Raw genomic sequence first — 22,554 nt, forward strand, 5'->3', positions numbered from 1 at the left:
GGCAGGGAGTCGCTTTCTTTTGGTAAACTGTTTAAAAACAGGCCGGCATATACATGGGTGGCGATTTCGGGTATCGTGTCACCCGCTAAAAGTGTCTCTACGTCCGTTATTCCGGCCTGCCGCCGGGCTGTCCCGCTTGCCGGCTTATCCCCGGTCCCCTGCCTGCCATGCGCGCCGGAGCCCGGTTCCCGTTCCGCCCTTCGCCGCGCGTCCATCGACCCGCGACGGGGAGAACATGCCCGAGCGTAGAGCTGAACGAATGAATGCAACTAAATAATATGTCTGATTCTCCGAGCAACATCGCGAACAACAACGACGTCGCCACCGCTGGTGCCACGCCTCCCATGCCCGCCGCCCCGGCCGCGGCGCCGGCCGCCGCCGAGGCTCCCACGGTACGCTTCGCCGACTTCGGCCTGGCGCCGGAAATCCAGCGCGCGCTCTCGGACCAGGGCTATGTCCATCCGACCCCGATCCAGGCCCAGGCGATTCCGGTGGTGCTGCAGGGCCGCGACGTGATGGGCGCGGCCCAGACCGGCACCGGCAAGACCGCCAGCTTCTCGCTGCCGATCCTGCAGCTCCTGATGCCGCACGCGAACGCCAGCATGTCGCCGGCGCGCCATCCGGTGCGCGCCCTGGTGCTGGTGCCGACCCGCGAACTGGCGGTGCAGGTGGCCGACAACGTCAAGGCCTACGCCCGGCACACGCCGCTGCGCGCGACCGTGGTGTTCGGCGGCATGGACATGAAGCCGCAGACCGAGATCCTGCGCCGCGGCGTCGAGATCGTGATCGCCACCCCGGGCCGCCTGCTCGACCACATCGAACAGAAGAACGTCAGCCTGGGCCAGGTGCAGATGCTGGTGATGGACGAAGCCGACCGCATGCTCGACATGGGCTTCCTGCCCGACCTGCAGCGCATCATCAACCTGCTGCCGAAGCAGCGCCAGAACCTGATGTTCTCGGCCACCTTCTCGCCCGAGATCAAGAAGCTGGCCAACACCTTCCTGAACAACCCGCTGACCATCGAAGTCGCGCGCAGCAACGCGACCGCCGAGAAAGTCACGCAGATCGTGTACAAGGTCGATGAGGAACAGAAGCGCGACGTGGTCGAGCACCTGATCCGCTCGCGCGACATGAAGCAGGTGATCATCTTCTCGAACACCAAGATCGGCGCCTCGCGCCTGTCGAGCCACCTCGAGAAGCGCGGCGTCAAGGCGTCGGCGATCCACGGCGACAAGACCCAGCAGGAGCGCATGGCGGCGCTGGACGCGTTCAAGAACGGCAGCGTCGAAGTGCTGGTGGCGACCGACGTCGCCGCGCGCGGCCTCGACATCTCGGACCTGCCGGCCGTGATCAACTACGACCTGCCGTACAACGCCGAAGACTACGTGCACCGCATCGGCCGCACCGGCCGCGCCGGCGCCTCGGGCGATGCGCTGTCGGTGTACTCGGACAAGGACGAGCGCCTGCTGGCCGACATCGAGAAGCTGATCAAGCAGACCATCACGCGCGGCACGCTGGAAGGCTTCGTGGCCCCCGGCAGCCGCGGCCGCGAGTTCGGCCGCGAGGGTCGCGAAGGTGGCCGCGAAGGTGGCCGCGACTACGCTTCGCGCGACGGCGAACGCGGCGCCCGCCGCGGCGATGAGCGCAGCGGCGGCGCGGCGCGTGCGCCGCGCTCCGGACTCGGTCCGGGCGCGCGCCGCGAGAAGATCGATCCGTGGTTCCTCAAGCCCTACGAACCGACCAGCAGCCCGCGCAAGGACGTCGATGCGGCGCCGCACGCGCCGGCCAAGCCGGCCAAGCAGAAGCTGGCTTTCCTGCTGGGCGGCGGACCGAAGGCGCAAGCCTGATCGAGATAGCAAACCAGGCCGGCATGCACTCCATGCCGGCTTTTTTCATGGCGCGACGGCGAGCCTGAAACGCAGCCCCGGTTCCACCCGTTCCGCGGGGCGCCAGCCATGCGCCCGCGCCACCTCCTGGCAGATCGACAGACCCAATCCCGCCCCGAGGTTGCGCCGGTGCGGTCCGCGCCAGAAGCGTTCGAACAGCAGCGCCAGCTGCGCAGCCTCGACGCCCGGCCCATGGTCGCGCACCGACAGGCTGTCGCGGGCGATCTCCACGCTCACGAGCGAACCGGCGGGCGCGCCCAGCGCTTCGGCGCCGAGGACGGCCCGGTTGCTCTTCCATTCGATTCTAGCACCGGCCCAGGCGCCGCTTTTCCGCTCGCCGGCCAGGACCGGCGTGTCCTCGATGTCGTCGTCGCCGCTGCCGTCGTAGCGCACCACCAGGTCGAGGTTCAGCGTGTGCGCCGGCGCCGGGGCGAGTTCGAGCAGCTTGAAGCCTACCTGCGGGCCGGCGATCGAGAGCCAGCGGTTCTCGTACGGGACGAAGGGAAGCGGCAGGTGCTCGCGCTCGATGCCGGCGTAGGCCTTGTCGAAGGTGATGGCGCCGACGCCCAGCGCCCACGACGAGGGAGACGCTGTGCCCGCGCCCGGTTCGGCCAGGGCGGGAAGGGCGCAGAGCATGGCGGCGAGCAGCGGCATGTGCGCCGGGCGCAAGGCGCGACAGGCGCTCACCCACGACCTGCGCGGCCCCCCCTGAGCGCCACCATGACAGGTCTCGAACTCATCCTGCTGAGCAATGACCCGACCAGGATCAAGACCGTCGCAGCCAAGGCGCTGACGAATCTGCAGCGCATGAGCGGCATGGTCGACGAGCTGCTCGACACGATGGCATTCCACAGCGGCGAGAACATCCGGCTCAGCATGAACAGCGTGGACATCCTCGAAGTGATGAAGGAAGTCCAGGCGGACGCCCTTGCCGCCTACGGGCCGCGCGTGCATGTGCAGGGTGGCAGCGTGGTTGGCTGCTGGGACCGCGCGGCGCTCAAGCGGGCCGCCGAAAACCTGGTGTCGAATGCGGTGAAGTATGGCGTCCCCGGTTCGCCCATCGACGTCCAGATCCAGGAGGTCCACGGACACCTGCTGTTGACCGTCCATAACGAGGGACCGCCCATCCCGCCTGCCGAACAGGAGTGCATCTTCCAGATGTACCGCCGCGCCGATGCGGCCAGGAAGGGACAGAAGCAGGGCTGGGGAGTCGGCTTGCCTTATGTGCGCGCTGTGGCCGAGAGCCACGGCGGCAGCGTGGGCCTGGACAGCGACGTGGAACGCGGCACCACCTTCGTCATCGACATCCCGCTCGATGCGCGCATGCTCGCCGGGGCGCCAACGCTGGAATCCGCGGCGCGGCCAGCGTCCTGAAGGCGGCTTCTCGTGGCGGGCGCGATCCTCGGAATGCTCAGGCGGCCCGCTTGAGCGCGGCCCCGACCCGGTCCAGCAAGTCCTGGTGCTGGTACGGCTTGGACAGCACGTCGAGCGTGCCGCTGGGCTTGCCGCGGCCGGGCAGTTCGTCCATGTAGCCGGTGGTGACCAGCACCGGCAGGCCGGGACGCCTGGCGTGCACGCGCTCGATCAGCTCCAGCCCGTTCATCCCGCCCGGCATGATCACGTCGGTGAACAGCAGGTCGGCCTGCTCGCCGCTTTCCAGCAGGCCGAGCGCGCGCTCGCCGCTGGGGGCCGACAGCACGTCGTAGCCGGCCATTTCGAGCATGCTTTCGGCCAGTTCGCGCACGTCGTCGTTGTCCTCGACCACCAGGATGCGGCAGCGCCGCTGCTGCGGCTCATCTTGCGTGCCGCCGCGCCGTTCGGCGAGTGAAGCGTCGTCGCTGGCCGCCTGCTCGGCGACCCGGAACACCATGCGCACCTGGGTGCCGCGGCCCGGCTCGCTCTCGATGTCGAGCTTGCCGTGCGATTGCTGCACGAAACCATGCACCATCGCCAGGCCCAGGCCGGTGCCCGGTCCCTTGGTGGTGAAGAAGGGCTCGGTGGCGCGGCGCTTGACCTCGGGCGTCATGCCTTCGCCCTCGTCGTTCACGCAGATACAGACATAGTCGCCGGCCGGCAGGCCCAGCAGGCGGCAGCGCTCGTCGCCCAGCACGGCGGTGCCGACCGTGACGGCGCCGCCGTCCGGCATCGCGTCGCGCGCGTTGAGCACCACGTTCAGGAGCGCCATCTCGAGATAGGTCGGGTCGATCGTGCAGGCCGGCAGGCCGGGCTTGAGGTCGAGCCGCAAGTCGATCTTCTCGCCCAGGGTGCGCACCAGCATGTCGGAAAACTCGATCACCAGGCTGTTCAGGCTCAGGCGCTTCGGCTCCAGCCGCTGCTTGCGCGCAAAGGTCAGTAGCTGCTGCGTCAACTTGCCGGCCTGCATCGTGGCGCGCTGGGCGCGCCGGATCGGTTCGGCCGCCTTGTGCTGGGGGCCGGCGCCCAGCAGGGCGACTTCGAGGTTGCCGTTGATGACTTGCAGCAGGTTGTTGAAGTCGTGGGCCATGCCGGCCGAGAGCTGGCCGATGGCCTCCATCTTCTGCGCCTGCAGCCAGGATTCCTGGTTGTTGCGGCGCTCGGTGATGTCCATCTGCGAAGCGAAGAAGTAGAGCAGTTTGCCTTGCTGGTCGAAGATGGGGCCGAAGAACAGGGCGTTCCAGAACGGCGTGCCGTCGGCCTTGTAGTTCACGATGTCGACCGCCACCGCGCGCTGTTCCTCGACCGCGCGGTGCAGCTCGGCCACGGTGGCGCGGTCGGTGTCGGGCCCCTGCAGGAAACGGCAGTTGCGGCCCAGGATCTGCTCGATGGGATAGCCGGTCAGGTCGACGAAGGCGCCGTTGGCGAACACGATCGGATTGTCTTCCTGGCGCGGATCGGTGATCAGCATCGGCATGCGGGTCATCTCGACCGCGGCGAAGAAGATGTTGCCGCGGTCTTGCAAGCCCTCGCGCTCGATGTAGCCGGACTGCCAGTGGTGGATGCCGGGATTGTCCTCGGGCGGTCCCATCGGATGGACGGAATTGCCCTCGACGTCGCCGTCGGCCGGCACGCCGCGACTCTGGCCGCCGCCCTGGACGTCCAGATCTTTCTTGAGTGAATCGTCCTTCGTCGGTCCGAGTACCATGGGGCATCCTGGGCGGTTCGGGGCCGGCGGCATGCCGCCCCCTTTGGAGCTACTCTAGCCGTAGTGGCCGGTGTGTCTCCGTTCGTGAGCGCACAGAGGCGCCGCAGGGACGCCAAATAGGCGGCTATGCCGCCGAGGCTTGCTGCACCACTATTTTTTCACGCCATCAAGGCTTCTTCATTGGTCGGCGCTGTTGCCGATTGCGATCTCGACCAGGCCGATGCCCAGCTCGCGCGGATCAGGCCATTCGCCGCGCGCCTTCGGTGAGATCGGCTTCGGCACGTCGATCGTCAGGGTGCGCTGCGTGCCGTCGGTGGTGAGGCGCAGCCGCGCTTCCTGGACGCTGCCCGGGAGGCGGAAGGTGGCGCTCTGCTCACCCACGCGCACGGTGAACGGCAGGCCCGCATTGTCGGCATAGGCGCGTCCCTTGATGATCAGGTCCAGCCGCTTCGGCAGCGGGCGGGCGAAGTGCAGCGCCACCTGCTTGCCATCCGACCAGCGCCCCCAGCCCTCGGCATGCGACAGGCCCTCGAACCGCGTCAGCAAGCCGCCTTCGACCAGTTCCTGCGACAGCTGGAAGGCGCCGATCGGATGGAATTCGCCGGCCAGGCGCACCAGCGCGTAATCGTCGGTCTTGATTACCGGCTTGACGTCGGCTGGCAACGGGTGTTGGCCGATGACCAGCAGCCACTTCTTGCGCACGGGCAGCTGGTAGCTTTCGATCGGGGCGCCCGGCGCCAGTTCCAGCATGGCGCTGTCATTGTCGTCGATGTGGAATTGGGCGCGCATGATGTCCACCTCCCGGGAGGCGGCGATCGTGATCTGGTTGCGCTCGTGGCGCGGCACGTGGTCGCGCGCGGCGATGCCTGCGTGGTCCGGCGCCCAGCCAGAGACGATCTGGGCCAGGTAGGCGGTGGTCAATTGGGCGCCCAGCGCCACGGTGGTCGGCAGCAGCACGAACAGGAACAGCGAGGCCGCGCTCTGCTGGCCGAACGCCCACAACGCCAGCGCCAGCAGGCCGAGGCCGCCGACCATCCAGCCGCTCCACAGGGCGACGTCGATCGACGTGATTTCCGGGCTGTCGATCGGAGCCAGCGCATAGTGCGGCAGCAGCGCGAGCGCGGCCACGATGGCGGCGCCCACCAGCACGGCGGCGGCGACGCGCGCGCGCGGCGCGGCGGTGCGCAGGGCCGGCATCGAGAATGCGGCGCCGGCCAGCAGCAGCAGCAGCGGGAAGGTGAAGCTGTAGTAGCGCAGGTGCAGGCGCAGGACTTCCTGCGGGCCGACGCCGGCGATCGAGGCGGTGTAGGCCACCGTCATGCCGGCGGCCGAGCCGAGCATCAGGAAGGCGTACAGCGCCAGGCGGTTGAAGCGGAGGGCGGCGGCCTCGCGCGTGGCGCGGCTGAGCACCCATTGCAGCAGGATCGCCATCGGCAGCGGCAGCAGGATCGCCAGCGCCATCAGGTGGCCGCGGCCGTTGATGAAGCCAGCCGCGGCCAGCAGGCCCAGCTTGCTGCCGGCGCTCGAGCTGGCGGTGGAACCGTAGAAGCTGCCGAACAGGCTCAGGCCGGCGTCGCCGGCCAGCACGTAGCCGAGGCCGAACTTGACGGCCAGGGCGCTGGTGGCCAGCACCAGGGCGGCGCCCGCGCCCTCGCGCAGCCAGCCGCGGCCACTGCGGTCGCCGGCGCCACCACCGCCGCTGTCGGCGGATTCTTCCATCCGGGCGGCGATCACAAGGAACAGGCACAGGCCCGGCAGCAGGAACAGCGCATGCACTTTCACCAGGCTCATCATGCCCAGCACCAGGCCGGCCGACAGCGCAAGGCGTGCCCAGCCCCAGCGCGCGCGGGTGAGCAGCATCCAGCTCAGCACCAGGACGCCGAAGTAATAGGTGGCCTCGGGCATGAAGAAGGCGGTGTACAGGTTGAACGGCCCCATCAGGCACAGCAGGGTGATGGCGATCGCCACCACGGGCCGCGCCACCTGGCGTCCGATCATGTAGATGAAGGGGCCGGCGCCGACATACAGCAGCACGTTGCCGAAACGCGCGCAATCATAGAAACCGGTGCCGCAGGCGCTGGTGGCGCTGAACAGCCACAGGTACAGATAGGACGGCACGATGGCTTCGGCCAGCGGCTGCAGGCGCGACATCCTGCTGTAGTACCACTCGTCGGCGAAGATGGCCGGATACAGGCCGTGGTTGCGCAGCGCCAGCCAGGCGAGGACGGCCGCCAGGCCGGCGGCCAGGATCAGCCATTCGCGTTTGTCGGTTGCAGGCGTGGCCGCAGGCAGCATCGTGGTTTCCTTTTTATTATGGTCGGGAAGGCAGGGCGCGCCATGCCGCGATCGCCGCGTGCATTCGCTCCCAGTCGAAGAATTTGCGCTTTTCGTAGTACAAAGGGCCCGGGTGCGGACGCTCGTCCAGACGGGCCGGATCGACTTTCTGCAGCGCCTGCTCGCCGCGCAGCAGGTAGTGCAGCAGCACGAAGGGGAACAGGCCGATCCAGGTATTGCGCTGCGACGGATAGGACAGGCACAGGCGCAGGTAGCGCCGGCGCGCGGCCCAGGAGATCGGGGTCGCTTCGACCGGGCCGTTGGCCGCCATCGGCGCCAGCACCCGGAACAGCGGTCCGCCCAGGCCCTCGGCCTGGTACAGCGAGAATTGCCAGGTGCGTGCCAGCAGGCCGCGTTCACAGGCCAGGGTCACCGTCAGCGCATGCAGGGCGTCGTGGTCGTGGTGGCCGCCTTCCCAGGCCGTCACATGGATCGCCTCGATCGGGCAGAAGCTGTCGATCCATTGGCCGATCCAGCGTCCGGCCTGTTCCAGGTGCAGCGGCAGGCGGGCGTCGCCGATGCCCAGCTGCTGGCCGGCGAAGATCACGTCGCCGGGGGCCACGCCCAGTTGCGCGAGCACCGCCAGCGATTCGGCGTTGCGCTGCGCGGCGCTGCTCTTCGCGGTCTGGCCGTCGGTGAGATAAGCGCAGGCCACCCGCACCCCCTGGCGGCGCAGGGTGGCGATGCGTTCGAACACCCCGAACTCGTCGTCCTGGTGCGCGAACAGGAACAGGGCGACCGGCTCAATAGGCATCGAAGTCGAGGAAGCTGAACTGGATACGGGAAGGATCGAGCGCGGAAACGCGCGGCACGAACGAGCGGTAGATCAGGTTCAGCGGCGAAGGCCGCAGGCGCTGCGGGATGCTGGCGTAATTCCACCAGCTGGCGTTGGCGTCCGGGGCCAGGCCGATCAGCAGGCGCAGCGGCGACAGCAGCGGCGCGGCGCCGTTGTCCGGCGCGGCTTGCAGCGGCCCATCCAGCTCGGCATAGGCCGGCAGGCGCAGGCCGAAGGCGGCGGCGTAGAACTGCTGGCGCGCGCCATGCGCGCGGCGGTGCACCGGATTGTGCGGGTTGGCGCAGCGCCAGGCCAGGGCCTCCGGGGTCCAGCTGCGTTCGAACGACAGTTGCGCGGCGGGCGCCTTGGGGCCGTGCGACAGCGTGCCCAGGCCGACCCGCGCCTCGAGCGGGCGCACCAGCTGGAAGCCCAGCTTGCGCACGAAGCCCGGCGTGCTGTTGGCGTTGGCCACGCCGTACACGCCGTCGAAGCCGGCGGCGGCGCCGGCCTCGAAGGTGGCCGCGGCCAGCTTGGTGAACAGGCCCTTGCCCTGGTAGTCGGGGTGGGTGGCGGTGTTCAGCGACAGCAGGACCAGCGCCTCGCGGCCCTCGACCCAGGCGCGCTGCGGGATGCAGACGTAGTGGGCCGCCAGGCGCTCGCCGTCCCAGGCGTCCATGCCGACCGCGGGGCCGTCCGGGTTGGCGGCGTACAGCCAGGTGAGATACTCGGGCGTGAACTTGTCGGCGCCGGGGAAGCAGGCGGCGAACAGGGCGCCGTATTGCGCCAGCGTGGCCTGGTCATGGGCAATGGAAGCGATGCGCATCACTTGAAGATCCAGTAGCGGCTGAGCAGGTATCCGTTCACCGCCACCAGCGGCAGCGACAGGATCTTCCCGGCCAGCGGGTTGTCGACGAGGGCCACCGTCAGCGCGACGCAGGCGATGGTCAAACCATAGTTCAGGCCCACCACGCACATGTAGCGGGCAAAGCTGCTTTTCGACGCCGCCTGGTCGAACGTGACCCGGCTGTGGAAGGCGTAGTTGACCAGCAGGCCGGCCACGAAGCCGGCGCTGGCGGCGGCCGTGTGGTGGAATCCTTTCATGACCAGCAGCTGCATCAGGCCGACGTCGATGCCGGCGCACAGCAGGCCGCCGGCCACGAATACGCCGAACTGGCGCAGGCGCGCGGCGTCAATCATCGCGGCGGCGCCGGAACAGCGTCTTCTTGTGCAGCGGCCGGCTCGGCACCGAGGCGATGTCGTAGTTCAGGAAGGCCAGGATCAGCTGCACGCCCATGATCACCGGCAGCGCGGCCAGCATCACGGTGCCGGCCGGGGTCTCGACGTCGCTCTGGGCCGAGGCGATCCAGTGCGCGACGCCATACACCAGGCCGAAGGTGGTGAGCAGCACGCCGATCGGCAGCTCGAGCGAGGCCACCGACAGATTGCGCAGGTAGTAGTTGTAGAACAGGCGCTTGAAGAAGTTGCGCACGTTCTTGACCGCGAACTCGGTGATGACCTTCGAGACCTTCAGGTTGCTCACTTCGTCGCCATACACCGCGTCCATCGGCACGTCGACCGCCACCGCGCCCAGCGTGTTCAGGCGGAACAGCATGTCGCTTTCGAAGAAGTAGCGCTTGCTGATCTTGTCGAAGGGGAGGTAGCGCGCGGCATCGGCGTGGATCGCGGTATAGCCGTTGGTCGGATCGAACAGGTGCCAGTAGCCCGAGGACAGCTTGGTCATGAACGACAGCATGGCGTTGCCGAACAGGCGCACCGGCGGCATCGCGCCCAGCCGTTCGAGGTTGAAGAAGCGGTTGCCCTTGGTGTAGTCGGCTTCGCCGGCCAGGATCGGGGCCACGAACACCGGGATCAGGGACGCGTCCATCTGGCCGTCGCCGTCGATCTTGACGATCACGCTGGCGCCGTCCGCGATGGCGGCGCGATAGCCGGTCATGACGGCGCCGCCCACGCCCTGGTTCTCGGCGTGCTCGAGCACGGTCACGCGCGGGTCGCGGCAGTTGGCGCGCACGAACTCGCCGCTGCCGTCCGGGCAGCGGTCGTCGACCACGTAGACGCGCGCCACTTCGGGACCGATGCCGGCGATGACGCCGATGATGTGGCGGGTGACGCGGTAGCTCGGGATCACCACTGCGATCGTTGCGGGCGCAGGTGCGGCGCCGGCGGCGCGGGCGCCGGCCGGTTGGTCGATGGCGTTCATGGCTTGGGTGACGGTGACGTTCATGGGATTTTATTATTATCGGGTATTGACGCCCGCCTGTGCTGATCCAGGCAGGGTCTTGTACCAGCGCTGGCGCACCAGCGCGTCCAGCGCCTGCCGGGCGCTGCCGTCCCAGGTCAGCCACGGCATGCCGGTCGATGGCGGCGCCGTGCCGGCGCGCTGCAGCGCCAGCCAGCCGTTGACGGCGTCGGCCAGGTCTTGCGGCGCCAGGCCTTCGAAGTAGGCGGCGTGCTCGCCGGCCACCTCGCGGAACACCGGCAGGCTGCGCGCCAGGATCGGGATGCCGTGCTGGGCGGCCTCGATCAGCGGCAGGCCGAAGCCTTCGCCCTCGGACGGCGCCAGCAGGGCCGAGGAATTCGCATACAGCTTGAGCAGCATCTCGTCCGAGATGCCGGCCAGCCAGAACAGGCGCCTGGACTTTTCGGGATGGGCGGCCATGCGCTCGCACACCTTCTCGACCATCCAGCCCTGCTTGCCGACCACCACCAGGTTGACGTCGACCCCGCTCTCCCACAGCAGCTCGAAGGCGGCCAGCGCCTGGGCGTGGCCCTTGCGCGGCTCCACCGTGCCGACCATCAGGAAGCTGGGGCGCTGGCCGAGGGCGGCCAGCACCTGGTCGGCGTCCGGCGGCAGGCCGAAGCTCGGGGCGCTGGCGTCGATGTCGGCGCCCAGGTGGAAGTGGGCCAGCTTGAGCGGGCTGCGGCGCTCGAGCTTTTCCTTCTCCACCCAGCCGGCCAGTTCGTCGGCCACGGCGCGCGAGATGCACAGCACGCCGTCGGCCACCTTGTGCACGGTGCGCAGGAAGTCGCCGAAATACTGTTCGGTCCCGAACGGGAACACCTCGGGCCGCAGGATCGGCAGCACGTCGTAGACGACGAAATAGACCTCCACGCCGCGCGCGCGCATCTCGAGCAGGCGCTGCTCGTTCTGCGAGGTGCCGTTGGTGAACAGGTCGAGGCCGAAGAACACGTCGCTGGGACGGATCTCGCACGGCGCGTCTTCCAGCGCCAGCTCGGATTCGCCCACCTGCTTCATGCCGAAGCCGCGCGCATAGCAATACGGCTGATTCGCGCCGACCGAGTACACCGGCTCGATCCGGAAGCCCGCCGGCGGCGCGGCGAACAGCGACAGCAGGATGCTGCGCACCACGCGCTGGATGCCGGTCTTGAGGTCGGACTGCACCATGGCCGAGACGTCGACCAGCAGCTGGCGCTGCGGCGCCGGCGCGCGGTTGAACGCGATCGCGGCGGCCAGCGCCGGCAGCTCGGCCTGGGCCGCCAGCGGCGCCGCGGCGTTCACCACGCGGCGGTAGACGGCGTCGCGGCCATTGCGCGCGAAGTCCTCGATCGCCTCGAGGTACAGGCGCCCGACCTGTGGCGGCGCGTGATGGCGCGCCATGTGTTCCAGCGCGTTGCCGGACAGGCGTTCGCGCAGCGCGCGGTCGGCGCGCAGGCTGGCCAGGCCGGCCGCCAGGTCGGCGGTCTCGAAGCGGTCCTCGAGCTTGACCAGGACGTCGTCCGGCAGCAGCGCGGTCGAGCCGTGGGCGTTGACCACGGTCGGCACGCCGTACAGCAGGCAGTCCAGCACCGAGGCCGAGGTCTCGCCGCGGGTCGCATTGCGCAGCTGCACCGCGCCGTCGCAGGCGGCCAGCCAGTCGGCGTACGCCGCGGCGTCGACGAAGCCGGTGATGCGGATGCGGCCGGCCGCGGCGCTGGCGGCGATCCGTTCGGCCAGCTGCTCGCCATAGGGGCCGGGATCGTTGGCGCCGACGAACACCAGCCGGCAGTGCGGATCGGCGCCCAGCGGCGACGCCAGGAAGGCGTCCAGCAGCTCGGCATTGAGCTTGGTGCTGCCCAGCATGCCGAAGGTGCAGACCACGAAGGCGTCGTCGTCCAGGCCGAGGCGGCGGCGCGCGGCGGCGCGCGCCGCGGCGCGCCCGGCGTCGCTGGCGGCGCCGTCCGGACGGCCGCGCAGCAGCGGGATGGTGCGCCAGCCGTCGGCGGCGCCGGGGCCATACCATTCCTCGGCCAGGGTGCGCGAGAAATCGGAATGCACGATCACGCCGTTGGCGTGGTCGAGCACCGCCTTGTTGAGCGGGTAGGTCCAGATCGACGGATTGCGGCCTTCCTTGCGGTGCGACAGCAGGCCGGTGTAACCGTGCGATTCGTACAGCGCGCGCAAGAAGCCTTTGGGCAGGTATTTTTCGCGCTCGAGGTTGTCGAGCACGCCCGAGAAATAAAAGTCGTGCAGCACTACGGTGCCGGGCACGTCGCGCAGCAGCTCGAACATGTGCTGGTGGGCGTGCGAATTGCCGAAGTGGTAGACCACGCGCTCGAACTCGTGGGCGTGGGCGCGCAGCCAGTCGGGGTCGCGCAGGCGCATGCCGTCCAGGCGGCGGTCGTCGACCTTGTCCTGGGCCACCACCAGCTCGACGTCGTAGAACGCCGACAGCTCGGGCACCAGTTCGGCGCTGTAGTCGGCGATGCCGGAATGGACCGGCGGCAGCGGCGAGACGTAGGCCAGTTTCGGGCGGCCGGACGGCATCGGCGCGGGTTGCGCGCGTGCCGTCGTGGCCGCGGCCACCAGCGCGTCGAGCAGCGCGTCCGGCGCGTGGGCGCCGGCGGGGTCGCGCGACAGCGCCGGCCAGGGCGTGGCTTCAGCGGCGCCGGGCTGCCCTTCGAGGACGAGCACCGCGGCCGGCGCCAGGCCGGCGATCGCATGGCGGCGCAGCAGCGCGCCGACGCGCGTGTCGGACGACAGCTCGAAGGCGCGCACGCGCCCGGCCAGCCTTGGTTCGAGACGCAGGATTTCCAGCGCGTCCATGTCGTGCAGGGGCGCGGCCACCCACAGCTCGCACCGCCCATCCGCCTGGCGCGCCAGCGCGGCGCACAGTTCCAGGACGGCCGGCGCGACGCTGCCGGGATGAGCGAGAAGATCGATAATGATGCGCATGATTCAAGTGCCTGTGTGTGGATTGCGGGCGCGCTGCAGGTCGGCCAGCACGTTGCGGACCGAGACCGGCAATCCCCTCAGTTCGTCGGGGACGTGGGTGACGTCCGCCGGCAGCGGATCGGGCGCCGCCTGCTTGACGGCGACCAGCGTCACCGCCACGCGCCGGCCCAGCGCCGGATAGCGCAGCAGGATCGGTATCAACAGGCGGCGCAGCAGTTCGACCCTGGTCAGGCGCTTGACGATGCGCGCCAGCAGGTTCGGGCCGCGCAGCTTGCGCGCCAGGCTGCCCGCGCGGCGCAGCGGACGCGTCACGCGCCAGGACGTGCTCTGTTCCATGGCGGCGATCTGGTTCTGCATGCCGACCGCCCAGGCATGCATTTTGGCGGCGTCGGCGTGGACGCGGTCGAGCTCCTGGTTCACGGCGGCGATGCGGCCTTCGGCGAGCTCGGCGCGTTCGTGCGCATAGTCGGCGCGCGCGTTGGCCTGGTCGGCGCGCTGGTTGGCGCCGTCCATCTGCCACAGCAGCTCGGTGTTCTGCGCGCGGTAGTGCTCGGTCTGCTCGGACATCTCGCGCACCCGCTGGCCGGCCCCGGCCAGCGCCTCGTTGAGCGTGCGTTCGGCCTGCCAGGCATGCTCCAGGTGCCAGGAGATGAACCCGTCGAACACGTTCGGCTGGATGCCGAAGTGGGCCAGCAGCTCGGGATGCTCCTCGGCCACGTAATAGCGGTTCAGCCCATCGAACCAGGCGAAGCGGTAGCGCTGGCCGGTCACCAGGTGCTCCCAGCTTTCGTGGTTGGTCTCGCGGCTGTTGGGCAGGGTCGCCTCGATCACCAGCACCCACGGGCGCCAGCGCGCGAAGTCCATCCCGCGCAGCACCTCGCCCTCGAATCCTTCGACGTCCACCTTGAGGAAGTGGATCTCGCCGCGCACGTGTTCCGCGCAGACCGACGCCAGGGTGCGCACCGGCACCTTGAGTTCGGCCACGTCGTGGCCCTCGGCGCGGTGCATCTCGGCCACCGACTGCTCGGGCGAGGCCCAGCCGCGCACGGCGGGCACGTCATACAGGGTCAGCTCGCCGTCGGCGGCGCCGGCCGCGATGGCCAGGTTGACGTCATGCGGGCGCTGCTCTTCGAACGCCTGGTGGAAGGAGGGCAGCGGCTCGATGCTGATGCCGCGCCAGCCGCGCTCGTAGAAGGCCTTGGTGACCGAGTGTTCGACCGGGTCGTTGGCGCCGACGTCGATGTAGAAGCCGTGCTTGACGTGGCCGAGCGCGCGCCACAGCAGCACGTCTTCGGAATTCTGGGCATACGAGACAAACGGCTTCATGCGCCCACCTCGTCGAACAGCGCCGACAGATCGCCGATGCCGGCCTGTCGCACGAGGGCCTGCGCCGCCGACGGCTTGTCGTAGACCAGCAGCAGGACCAGGGCCTGGGCCAGCAGGTCTTGCGCGTCCAGCGCCTGGCGCACGAACACGGCGTCACCCCAGCCAAGGCGGTCGCGCGAGCGCGCCGCGCTGCCCACGCTCGGGTAGCGGCACAGCGAAGAGAAATCGAGCAGCCAGAAGCCGGCCGCGCGCAGCAGCGTCTCGATCTCCGAGAACAGGGCCTGCCCTTCGTAGATCGGCGCGAACGACACCTCGCAATGCACGACGTTGGTGCGCGCCAGCACGGCGCCGGCGTGGCGGAGGGTCGGCAGTTCGAAGCCCTGGATATCGAGCTTCAGGAAATCGACCGCGCCTTCTTGGCTGAGCACGTCGTCGAGGCGGCTGGTGGCGACTTCTTCGGTATGCACCGTGTGCAGGTGGTCGAGGTCGCGCAACTGCGCGGTGAGCGCGCGGTTGAACGGCAGCAGCGAGGAAGTCGCGTCGTCGTTATTGGCGTGGAAGGTGTGGCGGCCGCCGTCGCCGATGAAGGTCGGGTACAGCGTGACGCGGCTGTCCGGATTGTTGCGGCGGCTGGCCTCGATCTTGTCCTGTTGCGGCTCGAAGCCGACGATGCGGTAGGGCAGGCCGTGGCGGGTCAGTGGCGCGTAGACATGGTCTTCATTCTCGAGCTCCTGGGCGCCGACGTCGACCACGGTGAGCGGACGCGTCAGCAGCGGCGCGCAGGCAGTCGCCACGCGCGTCTTGAGCGTGTCGAGGCCGGCGGCGCCAGGCGCGCCGTGGCCCAGGCGGTATTCGTCGGACGTCATCAGGGCCGCCAGCAACTCGTCGGCGACGGCGCCTTCGGCCAGGCGGCCGCTCCAGTAGGCCAGGCCGGCCGGATCGGGGTCGCGGCCGAGGAAGCCGCGGTACAGGCCGCGTACGATGGCGGCGTGATTCTGCTCGGGGATCGGGGTATTGTCGGACATGGTGTTTCCAATCGGGTCAGCGAATGCTGAATTGCAGCTGCGGATGCAGGTTGACCAGGCCGCCCCAAACGATCGCCGAAGGGTTGGGGGCAACCACGAAGCTGCGCACTTCGTGCAGGTAATTCAGCACTTTCTCGAACGAGCCTTCGCCGTGGCCGCCGGCGCCCAGGCCGACGGTGAGCGTGTACTCGTCCGGGAACAGCGACAGGTTCAGGGCGAATCCGGCGGAGAGGATCGCGCCGCGCGCGGCCGGGCCGGGAGGGCGGCGCATGCAGTAGCTGTTGGTTTCGAACAGGGTGGCGCCGAACCGGTTGCGGATCTTGAAACCGATGTGGGGGTCGGCCACGTCTTCGTGCAGCAGGTAGTCGACCTGGAGGGTGACCACCTCGTCGGCCATCAGCGTGGCGCGCTCTTCGCCGTGGCGGTCGAGCAGGCGCACGCCGACGCAATCGGCGCCGGGCGTGGTGATGCTGCCGGTTTTGCCGGACAGGACCGTCAAATGCTCGCGCGCCACCGGCGCCGGCGCTGCCGGTCCGCTCTGGATCCGGATCCCATCCGGCGCCTGGTCGGCGCGGCCGAGCAGTTCGGCCTGGTAAAGGTCGAGGGCGTCGGCCGGCGCGCCATCGAAGGCGATCCGGCCGCCGCGCAGGAAGATGCAGCGGTCGCAGATGTTCAGCACGGTGCCGGCGCTGTGCGAAACGAACAGCAGCGTGGTACCCGCCTTGATGAAGCTTTCGATGCGGGCGAAGCACTTTTGCTGGAAGAACACGTCGCCCACCGCCAGCGCCTCGTCGACAATGAGGATGTCGGGCCGCACGCAGGTCGCGACCGCGAACGCCAGGCGCACCTGCATGCCGCTCGAGTAGACCCGCACCGGCTCGTCGATGTAGTCGCCGATGTCGGCGAAAGCCAGGATTTCGGGCATCAATGCCTCGACCTGGCCGGCGTCGAGGCCGATCATCTGGCCCGCCATCAGCGCGTTCTGGCGTCCGGTGAAGTCGGGATGGAAGCCCAGGCCGAGTTCGAGCAGGGCGGCCACGCGTCCGTGCAGCGTGACGGCGCCGACGGTCGGCTGGGTGGTGCCGGTGATGAGTTTCAGCAGCGTGCTCTTGCCGGCGCCGTTGACGCCGATCAGGCCGACCGCCTCGCCCGACTGGATCGTGAAGCCGATGTCCTGCAGCACCCACTTGAGGGTATGGCGCTGGCCCGGCAGGGTCCAGTCCGCGAGGCGCGCCCAGCGGTTCTTGTATTGTTTGTAGGCCTTGCCCAGGCCGGTGGCTACGATCGCGCCCATCACAGTTCGTCCACGATTTCGCCGGCGCGCTTGCGGAACATGCGCAGTCCGAGCGCGCACAGCAGTATCGCCAGCAGCAGCGGGAAGCCCAGAGTGGACCAGTCGGGCAATTGGCCCTTGACCAGCACCGTCTGCCAGGCCCCGATGACGGGCGCCATCGGATTCCAGTCCAGCAGCGGCCGCACGTGCTCGGGCAGGATGCTGGCCGGATAGACGATCGGGGTGAACCAGAACCAGAACTGGAGCGCGATCGTCATGAACTGGCCGACATCGCGAAAGAACACGTTGAGGATGCCGACCACCATGCCGATGCCCAGCGCCAGCAGCACCTGCAGCACAAGCACCGGGATCAGGGCGAGGAAGGCCAGGCCAGGGAAATTGCCGGTGGCAACAAGAAAGACGGTAAACAAGCCGAAGATGATCCCAAAATTGACCAAGGCATTGAGCACCACGATCACCGGCAGGCAGATGCGGGGGAAGCTGACCTTCTTGAGCAGATTTGACTGCTCCAGGAACATGGTTTGTCCACGGGCGACGATCTCGGCGAACAGGCCCCATGTCAGGATGCCAGCGCACAGGTAGATCGAGTAGGCGAAGGTGGAGTCCGAGCCGGGCAGCTTGGCGCGCATGACTTCCGCGAAGATCACGGTATACACCAGGATCATGGCAAGCGGACTAAGCAAGGACCACGCAGCGCCCAGCATGGCATTGGCGTATTTCGACTGGAATTCGCGTTTGACGCTGCCCAGCACGAAACCGCGGTAGGCCCACAGGCCTCGCAGCATCAGGGGCGAAATCATAGGGTCGTCGTCGGAGGTGCCTCGGATGAGGTCGGAAGGGTTGTCGTCATAATAATGCTGAGCGTTAAGAGCGGGATTATACCCCACGGCCCAGCCCACAAATTGTTCAATTGTAACGACGTGTCATCTTGTGGAGATGTCGCGCCGAACCGTCTCCGGCCAACGCGGTACGGCGGATGTAAGCGATCGCTATCGCCCTGGCGGGCACGGCCCGTAGGTCAGGGCGAGTAAGCGTCGTGCGAACGCTGGCGCCTAACTGCCCTGCGCCAACCTCTGCAGCGCGTCCGGATCGAGGATGATCAGCCGGTGCGCTTCCTTCCGCACGACTGCTTGTTGCGCCAGCACCAGCAGCGCCCGGGTGACGGTCTCGCGGCTCGTATTGATCATGTTGGCGATGTCCTGGTGGGTCGGCAGGTTCTCGACCACGCGCCGGCCGTCCTTGTCCTCGGTTTGCTGCATCAGCGCGATATAGGTGTAGATGCGGCGCGTCGTGTTGTTAATGCTGAGCAGGGCGCGGAATTCGGAATCGCGCTGGATCTTCTGCGCCAGGTGGCCGAGCATCTTGCGCGCCACCGACGGCGAGTGCGAGAACAGGTGCAGGGCGGTCGAGGCCGGCAAGAAGGCGACCAGCACCTCGGTCGTGGCGACCACCGAGGCCGAGCGGGTCGAGCCATTGATCAGGGCAATCTCGCCGAAGAAGTCGCCGGCCGCGAGCATGCGCAGGCCGACCGCGCGCCCGTCCTCGGTCACGTCGATCACCTGCAACTGGCCCGACAGCAGGAACAGGAGGGCGTCGCCGATGCCGCCCTTGTGCAGGACGACCGAGCGCTTCGGGAAGTGGCGGTAGCGCAGCTCACCCTTGACCTTGGCGATTTCCTCGTCGCTCAGGTCGGCCAGGAGCGGAATCTTGCGCAGGTGGACCTGGATCTGGCGTTCCTGCAACTGCGGGGCGGCCCCGTTGGCGGCGTCGGAAGCGCTGGCGAGTGCTGATAGCTTGGTGGTGGAACTCATCGATTGCTTCGGTCTCGTCAAAAATGCCCGATCAGGAACATGGCGATGGCGGCGCCGCCAATGCCGGCGGCGTTGGCGCCGATGTCGCGCCAGCAGAAGCGGCGGTCAGGCACCAGCGCCTGCAGGCATTCGATCAGCCAGCCGCCGATCAGCAGGCCGGCCAGCCACCATGCGGCCTCGCTTCCGGTCCGGGCGATGCGCAGCGCCAGCACCGTCAATACGGCATAGGCGGCGAAATGCAGGAATTTATCGTTCGGCAGCGGCGGCAGCCAGCGATTGGGCACCAGGCACCCCACGCAGAGCCCGAGGGCCGCGCATACGAACAACATCACATCCAGACCCATCTCGCCAATCGCTTCCCGCCAGATTCAAGACAGCGATTGTACCGCCTGGATCACTGAGTATGCCACTGCCAACTCAGCTGCAGCTGGCGGTTATTGTACTGAAAGATCGAGATGTTCTCGCGGTTGCGCACCGCGCGTGCTTCCAGCACGACGCTCTGCTGCTTGCCTATCCGGTAAGTCAGCGAGGCGCGCGCCACCTGGGTGCGCTGGGCGCGCACCTGGTCGATCAGCAGCTCGGGCGAATAAGGGCTGGCGCTGTCCCAGGTCTGGCGCGTCCAGGCGAGTTCGCCGGTCAGGCCCCAGGCGATCGGCTGGCGCAGGTTCAGGCTCAGGTAATTGCCGTGGCGGTTGCCGCCCGGGCGGTCGCCCAGCGCCCGGTCGGACATCAGGCCGGCGCTGGCGGTGGCGCTGAAGCCGTCCAGGTGATGGCTGAGCAGCACGCGGCCCTCGAACAGGTTCGAATCGAAGGCGCTCAGCGTCGCGTAATCGTTGCGGGTGGCGGCGCCGATCAGGTGCAGCTGGGTGCGCGCCGGCAGCGGCAACGGCGGCGTCACCCGCAACTGGGCCTGGCCCTGGCGCTGGTACAGGTGGCCGCCCATGCCCGAGACGCCGAGCGAGCCGGTGGCGCGCAGCAGCCAGGTCTTCAGGCGCCAGGCCGATTCCAGGCCGCCATACAGCGCCGCCGTGTCGTAGTCGCGCAGCCGGTCGTAGCGCCGGCCCTGCAACTGCAGGAAGCCGAGGGTGCCGTTGGCGGTGACGTCGCGCACGTAGTCGGCGCTCACTTGCGTGTATTGGTCGCGCTTGGGCAGGAAGTCTTCCAGCAGCGGCAGTTCGACGCTGCCGTCCGGCCCCTCCACCACGAAGGACGAGTTGCTGGCGCCCTGGTTGACGTTGTCGTCCACGCCGCGGGTCAGGCTGACGGTGCCCGAGACGGTCGGGGTCCAGCTGACGCAGCCCGTGTCGCGCGCCTCGGCGATCAGTTCCAGGATCTCGCGCCGCGGATTGAAGCGCGTTTCGACGTTGGCGAACAGGCGTTCGGCCTCGTCGCCCTGGCCCAGGCTGCACTGGATCAGCGCCAGGTCGAGCCAGGCGCCGGCATGCTGCGGCACCATCCCGATCAGGCGCGCCATCTGCTCGGTGGCGTCGTTCCTGCGGCCCTCGGCCAGCGATTGCAGGGCTTCCTGGTACAGCAGCTCCGCGGCGGTCGGCGCGCCCGGCGTGGCGGACGGCGCGGCGGCGGACTGCGCCAGCCCCCAGCAGGGGGCCAGCGCGACGGCCAGGCAAACGAGCGAGCGGATGATGGCGGACGGCTGGCTCACGGCGCGCCCTCCATGGTGGCGCGATTGGCGCTGGCCTGCGGATTCATGCTGGTATCGAGAGTATAGAGGGGAGTTGCTTTTTCCTTGCCGCGCAAGTGGCGTTCGCCCAGCGGGAGAAAGCGGTGGCGCCGGCTGTGCTCGACCGTGCCGGGCCCGATGATCATATCGTGCGGAAAATCGCGCGCGACCTGCTCCAGGCGGGCGGCGGTGTTGACGCTGTCGCCGACGGCAGTATAGATGCTGCGGAACGAGGTGCCGAAGTCGCCCGCCATCGCGGCGCCGCTTTCGATGCCGATGCGCACCCGCAGCGGCTTGTGGCCCTGCGCCACCCGCGCCGCGCTCAGTTCGGCAACGCGGCGGCGCATGGCGCAGGCGGCGTCCAGCGCCAGGTCGGCGTGCTCGTCGAGCGGTAGCGGCGCACCCCAGAACGCCATCATGCCGTCGCCGGTATATTTGTCGAGCGTGCCCCGGTGAGCGATCACGGGGCCGGTCAGGCAGTCGAGGAAATCGCGCGTCAGCCTGGCCGCTTCTTCCACCGGCAGGGTCTCGACCTGGCTGGTATAGCCTTCCATGTCGGCCACCAGGGTGGTGACGTCGCGCCGGCGCGGACGCAGCGGGTCCTGCTCTTCGCTGCGCAGCAGCTGCTCGACCACGGCCGGGGCCACGTATTGGCGCAGCGTCTGCAACAGGTGACGCGAACGGCGCTGGGCCTGTTGCCATTGGTAGGGAACGGCCACCGCCAGCAGGAACAGATTGGTCGCCAGCGGGCCGACCGGCGCGAAGTCCGGATCGTGCGGCGCCGCCAGGCAGGCGAGCAGCAGCCACAGCGCCGAGCTGGCGCCCAGCAGGACCACGCCGGCCGCGGCCGACAGGCGCGGGAACAGCAGCGTGCAGGCGATGCACGAGGCGGCGGCGAACAGGCAGGCGATCAGGCGTCCCGGCCACGGCGCGGGCAGCTTGCCCTCCTGGCGGTCGAGCAGGGCCGACAGGATGGTGGCCTGCACGCCCAGGCCCGGACGGTTGGCGGCGAGCGGGGTCGAGACCCGGTCGCCCATGCCGAGCGAGGACGAGCCGACCAGCGCCAGGCGTCCGCTGGCGCTGGCCGGGACGATGCGCTGGGCCAGGATATCGGCGGCGCTCACCACGGTGTAGGCGCGCCAGTCGCGTGCGTAGGGAATGCGCATCATGCCGGTGTCGTCCAGCGCCGGCGGCGCCTTGCCGCTGCAGCAGTTGAGCAGGGCCAGGCCCAGCGCAGGGTAAGCCTGGCCGCCGAAGCGGGTCACCAGTGGCACATGGCGCAGGGCGCCGTCGGGATCCGGGATGAAGCCGATCGCGCCGATATGGGGCGCCGCCGCCAGCGCGGGATAGTTGCCGATATAGCCGGTGGCGGGGACGCCGCCGGCGTAGCCCTTGACGGCGCCGCCCAGGTGGCCGTCGAGCACCGGCTGCGGCCGGTTGCCGGCGAAATCGAAGTCGAAGGCCTGGGCCGGCACCACCGGGCCGTGCGCCGCCAGCAGGGCCAGGCGGGTGTCGCCTTCGGTGCCGGTCGGCGCCGGCAGCAGGATGTCGAGCGCGACGCCGCGCGCCTCGTAGCCGGTGAGCAGGATCTCGACCAGGTGGGCCAGGCGTTCGCGCGGCCAGGGCCAGGGGCCGAGTTCGTCCAGCGAGGCTTCGTCGATGTCGACCACCAGGATGCGCGGCTCGGGGGCATCGCTCACCTGCAGGCGCAGGAAAGCGTCGCGCAGCCATTCGTTGGGCAGGAACGACACCTGGTTGAGCGTCAGTCGCATCCAGCTGTTGTCGGAAAGCGACAACGGCGCATGAATGCCATATTGCGACCACAGGGTCACGACGAAGGCCAGCGCAGCGATGACCCAGCGTCCCCGGGGTCGTGCTTGATTTCTCGGTTCAGCCACGCGCTGCGCTCTTATATTAGGTCGGTCGATCAGAAAAGGTGAGCAAGTATAGCGTTCGGGTTGCTCAATTGCATTGTTTTTATTGAAACGTCATGAATAGTAATTGATAGGTTGGCTGATGGGTCGGATCGGGCCTTTGCGCTAGAATGTGATGGTTGTCACAGATCACTGTCTTGACGGCACGGTACAGTGGAGAAGAAAGGGGAACCATC

At 68.6% G+C, this 22,554-nt stretch carries 18 protein-coding genes; 2 read left to right on the top strand and 16 right to left on the bottom strand.

The genetic code is table 11. From position 1 onward, the window contains the following. The first annotated feature begins 278 nt into the window (after window positions 1-278). Window positions 279-1,847: a DEAD/DEAH box helicase gene (locus ABIB42_RS14905; protein ID WP_184237079.1), complete on the top strand. Its 1,569-nt coding sequence runs from the start codon at window positions 279-281 to the stop codon at window positions 1,845-1,847. 45 nt (window positions 1,848-1,892) lie between these two features. On the opposite strand, the gene ABIB42_RS14910 is transcribed toward ABIB42_RS14905, so the two are convergent. Next, entirely contained in the window at window positions 1,893-2,573 is a 681-nt protein-coding gene (locus tag ABIB42_RS14910) for an ATP-binding protein (protein WP_229520282.1), read from the bottom strand. A gap of 33 nt (window positions 2,574-2,606) precedes the next feature. Here ABIB42_RS14910 and ABIB42_RS14915 point away from each other — a divergent pair, with 33 nt between their 5' ends. Further along, window positions 2,607-3,260 carry a sensor histidine kinase gene (locus ABIB42_RS14915; protein ID WP_312485798.1) on the top strand — a complete coding sequence of 218 codons (654 nt, stop codon included), beginning with the start codon at window positions 2,607-2,609 and terminating at the stop codon, window positions 3,258-3,260. Between the two features lie 37 nt (window positions 3,261-3,297). Here ABIB42_RS14915 and ABIB42_RS14920 read toward each other — a convergent pair whose 3' ends face one another. The 15 genes from ABIB42_RS14920 to ABIB42_RS14990 all read right to left on the bottom strand — a co-directional run bounded on the left by ABIB42_RS14920 (window position 3,298) and on the right by ABIB42_RS14990 (window position 22,342). Next, window positions 3,298-5,007, bottom strand: a complete 1,710-nt coding sequence (locus ABIB42_RS14920; RefSeq protein WP_429248582.1) for a response regulator — start codon at window positions 5,005-5,007, stop codon at window positions 3,298-3,300. Between the two features lie 177 nt (window positions 5,008-5,184). Continuing rightward, entirely contained in the window at window positions 5,185-7,302 is a 2,118-nt protein-coding gene (locus ABIB42_RS14925) for a DUF7024 domain-containing protein (RefSeq protein WP_429248583.1), read from the bottom strand. Window positions 7,303-7,318: 16 nt separating this feature from the next. Then, a complete protein-coding gene (locus ABIB42_RS14930; protein ID WP_219861207.1) occupies window positions 7,319-8,095 on the bottom strand; it encodes a PIG-L deacetylase family protein in 777 nt (258 codons plus the stop codon). Beyond that, window positions 8,085-8,939 (bottom strand): GNAT family N-acetyltransferase, encoded by an 855-nt coding sequence (locus ABIB42_RS14935; protein WP_005665467.1) that lies wholly within the window; start codon window positions 8,937-8,939, stop codon window positions 8,085-8,087. The genes ABIB42_RS14930 and ABIB42_RS14935 overlap by 11 nt, the downstream gene beginning before the upstream one ends. Then, window positions 8,939-9,313, bottom strand: coding sequence for a GtrA family protein (locus ABIB42_RS14940; protein WP_005665468.1), 375 nt, complete (start codon window positions 9,311-9,313; stop codon window positions 8,939-8,941). The genes ABIB42_RS14935 and ABIB42_RS14940 overlap by 1 nt, the downstream gene beginning before the upstream one ends. Beyond that, a complete protein-coding gene (locus ABIB42_RS14945) occupies window positions 9,306-10,358 on the bottom strand; it encodes a glycosyltransferase family 2 protein (protein ID WP_370659796.1) in 1,053 nt (350 codons plus the stop codon). Before ABIB42_RS14945 ends, ABIB42_RS14940 begins: the two co-directional genes overlap by 8 nt. A 12-nt stretch (window positions 10,359-10,370) precedes the next feature. Beyond that, window positions 10,371-13,307, bottom strand: coding sequence for a glycosyltransferase (locus ABIB42_RS14950; protein ID WP_429248584.1), 2,937 nt, complete (start codon window positions 13,305-13,307; stop codon window positions 10,371-10,373). 3 nt (window positions 13,308-13,310) lie between these two features. Beyond that, window positions 13,311-14,633 (bottom strand): FkbM family methyltransferase, encoded by a 1,323-nt coding sequence (locus tag ABIB42_RS14955; protein WP_429248585.1) that lies wholly within the window; start codon window positions 14,631-14,633, stop codon window positions 13,311-13,313. After that, window positions 14,630-15,658 carry an FkbM family methyltransferase gene (locus ABIB42_RS14960; RefSeq protein WP_429248586.1) on the bottom strand — a complete coding sequence of 343 codons (1,029 nt, stop codon included), beginning with the start codon at window positions 15,656-15,658 and terminating at the stop codon, window positions 14,630-14,632. Before ABIB42_RS14960 ends, ABIB42_RS14955 begins: the two co-directional genes overlap by 4 nt. 16 nt (window positions 15,659-15,674) lie before the next feature. Continuing rightward, window positions 15,675-16,952, bottom strand: coding sequence for an ABC transporter ATP-binding protein (locus ABIB42_RS14965; RefSeq protein ID WP_429248587.1), 1,278 nt, complete (start codon window positions 16,950-16,952; stop codon window positions 15,675-15,677). After that, window positions 16,952-17,752: an ABC transporter permease gene (locus ABIB42_RS14970; RefSeq protein ID WP_429248588.1), complete on the bottom strand. Its 801-nt coding sequence runs from the start codon at window positions 17,750-17,752 to the stop codon at window positions 16,952-16,954. The genes ABIB42_RS14965 and ABIB42_RS14970 overlap by 1 nt, the downstream gene beginning before the upstream one ends. 252 nt (window positions 17,753-18,004) lie before the next feature. Continuing rightward, window positions 18,005-18,763 (bottom strand): Crp/Fnr family transcriptional regulator, encoded by a 759-nt coding sequence (locus ABIB42_RS14975; RefSeq protein ID WP_429248589.1) that lies wholly within the window; start codon window positions 18,761-18,763, stop codon window positions 18,005-18,007. 17 nt (window positions 18,764-18,780) lie between these two features. Further along, window positions 18,781-19,047, bottom strand: a complete 267-nt coding sequence (locus tag ABIB42_RS14980; protein ID WP_229410123.1) for a VanZ family protein — start codon at window positions 19,045-19,047, stop codon at window positions 18,781-18,783. 110 nt (window positions 19,048-19,157) lie between these two features. After that, window positions 19,158-20,426 (bottom strand): tetratricopeptide repeat protein, encoded by a 1,269-nt coding sequence (locus tag ABIB42_RS14985; RefSeq protein WP_429248590.1) that lies wholly within the window; start codon window positions 20,424-20,426, stop codon window positions 19,158-19,160. Next, the gene (locus tag ABIB42_RS14990; RefSeq protein WP_429248591.1) at window positions 20,423-22,342 is read right to left on the bottom strand and encodes a CHASE2 domain-containing protein; all 1,920 of its coding nucleotides are present in this window, start codon (window positions 22,340-22,342) and stop codon (window positions 20,423-20,425) included. The genes ABIB42_RS14985 and ABIB42_RS14990 overlap by 4 nt, the downstream gene beginning before the upstream one ends. Between the last annotated feature and the right edge of the window lie 212 nt (window positions 22,343-22,554).

Origin of the sequence: Massilia sp. UYP32 (assembly GCF_050434365.1) — a bacterium.
In the GTDB taxonomy this organism is placed as follows: domain Bacteria; phylum Pseudomonadota; class Gammaproteobacteria; order Burkholderiales; family Burkholderiaceae_D; genus Telluria; species Telluria timonae.

What these genes read in the sequence shown, in the direction of transcription:
- ABIB42_RS14905 (WP_184237079.1), top strand. Translation starts at nt 279, where the DNA reads ATGTCTGATTCTCCGAGCAACATCGCGAACAACAACGACGTCGCCACC.
- ABIB42_RS14915 (WP_312485798.1), top strand. Translation starts at nt 2,607, where the DNA reads ATGACAGGTCTCGAACTCATCCTGCTGAGCAATGACCCGACCAGGATC.
- ABIB42_RS14920 (WP_429248582.1), bottom strand. Translation starts at nt 5,007, where the DNA reads ATGGTACTCGGACCGACGAAGGACGATTCACTCAAGAAAGATCTGGAC.
- ABIB42_RS14925 (WP_429248583.1), bottom strand. Translation starts at nt 7,302, where the DNA reads ATGCTGCCTGCGGCCACGCCTGCAACCGACAAACGCGAATGGCTGATC.
- ABIB42_RS14930 (WP_219861207.1), bottom strand. Translation starts at nt 8,095, where the DNA reads ATGCCTATTGAGCCGGTCGCCCTGTTCCTGTTCGCGCACCAGGACGAC.
- ABIB42_RS14935 (WP_005665467.1), bottom strand. Translation starts at nt 8,939, where the DNA reads ATGCGCATCGCTTCCATTGCCCATGACCAGGCCACGCTGGCGCAATAC.
- ABIB42_RS14940 (WP_005665468.1), bottom strand. Translation starts at nt 9,313, where the DNA reads ATGATTGACGCCGCGCGCCTGCGCCAGTTCGGCGTATTCGTGGCCGGC.
- ABIB42_RS14945 (WP_370659796.1), bottom strand. Translation starts at nt 10,358, where the DNA reads ATGAACGTCACCGTCACCCAAGCCATGAACGCCATCGACCAACCGGCC.
- ABIB42_RS14950 (WP_429248584.1), bottom strand. Translation starts at nt 13,307, where the DNA reads ATGCGCATCATTATCGATCTTCTCGCTCATCCCGGCAGCGTCGCGCCG.
- ABIB42_RS14955 (WP_429248585.1), bottom strand. Translation starts at nt 14,633, where the DNA reads ATGAAGCCGTTTGTCTCGTATGCCCAGAATTCCGAAGACGTGCTGCTG.
- ABIB42_RS14960 (WP_429248586.1), bottom strand. Translation starts at nt 15,658, where the DNA reads ATGTCCGACAATACCCCGATCCCCGAGCAGAATCACGCCGCCATCGTA.
- ABIB42_RS14965 (WP_429248587.1), bottom strand. Translation starts at nt 16,952, where the DNA reads ATGGGCGCGATCGTAGCCACCGGCCTGGGCAAGGCCTACAAACAATAC.
- ABIB42_RS14970 (WP_429248588.1), bottom strand. Translation starts at nt 17,752, where the DNA reads ATGATTTCGCCCCTGATGCTGCGAGGCCTGTGGGCCTACCGCGGTTTC.
- ABIB42_RS14975 (WP_429248589.1), bottom strand. Translation starts at nt 18,763, where the DNA reads ATGAGTTCCACCACCAAGCTATCAGCACTCGCCAGCGCTTCCGACGCC.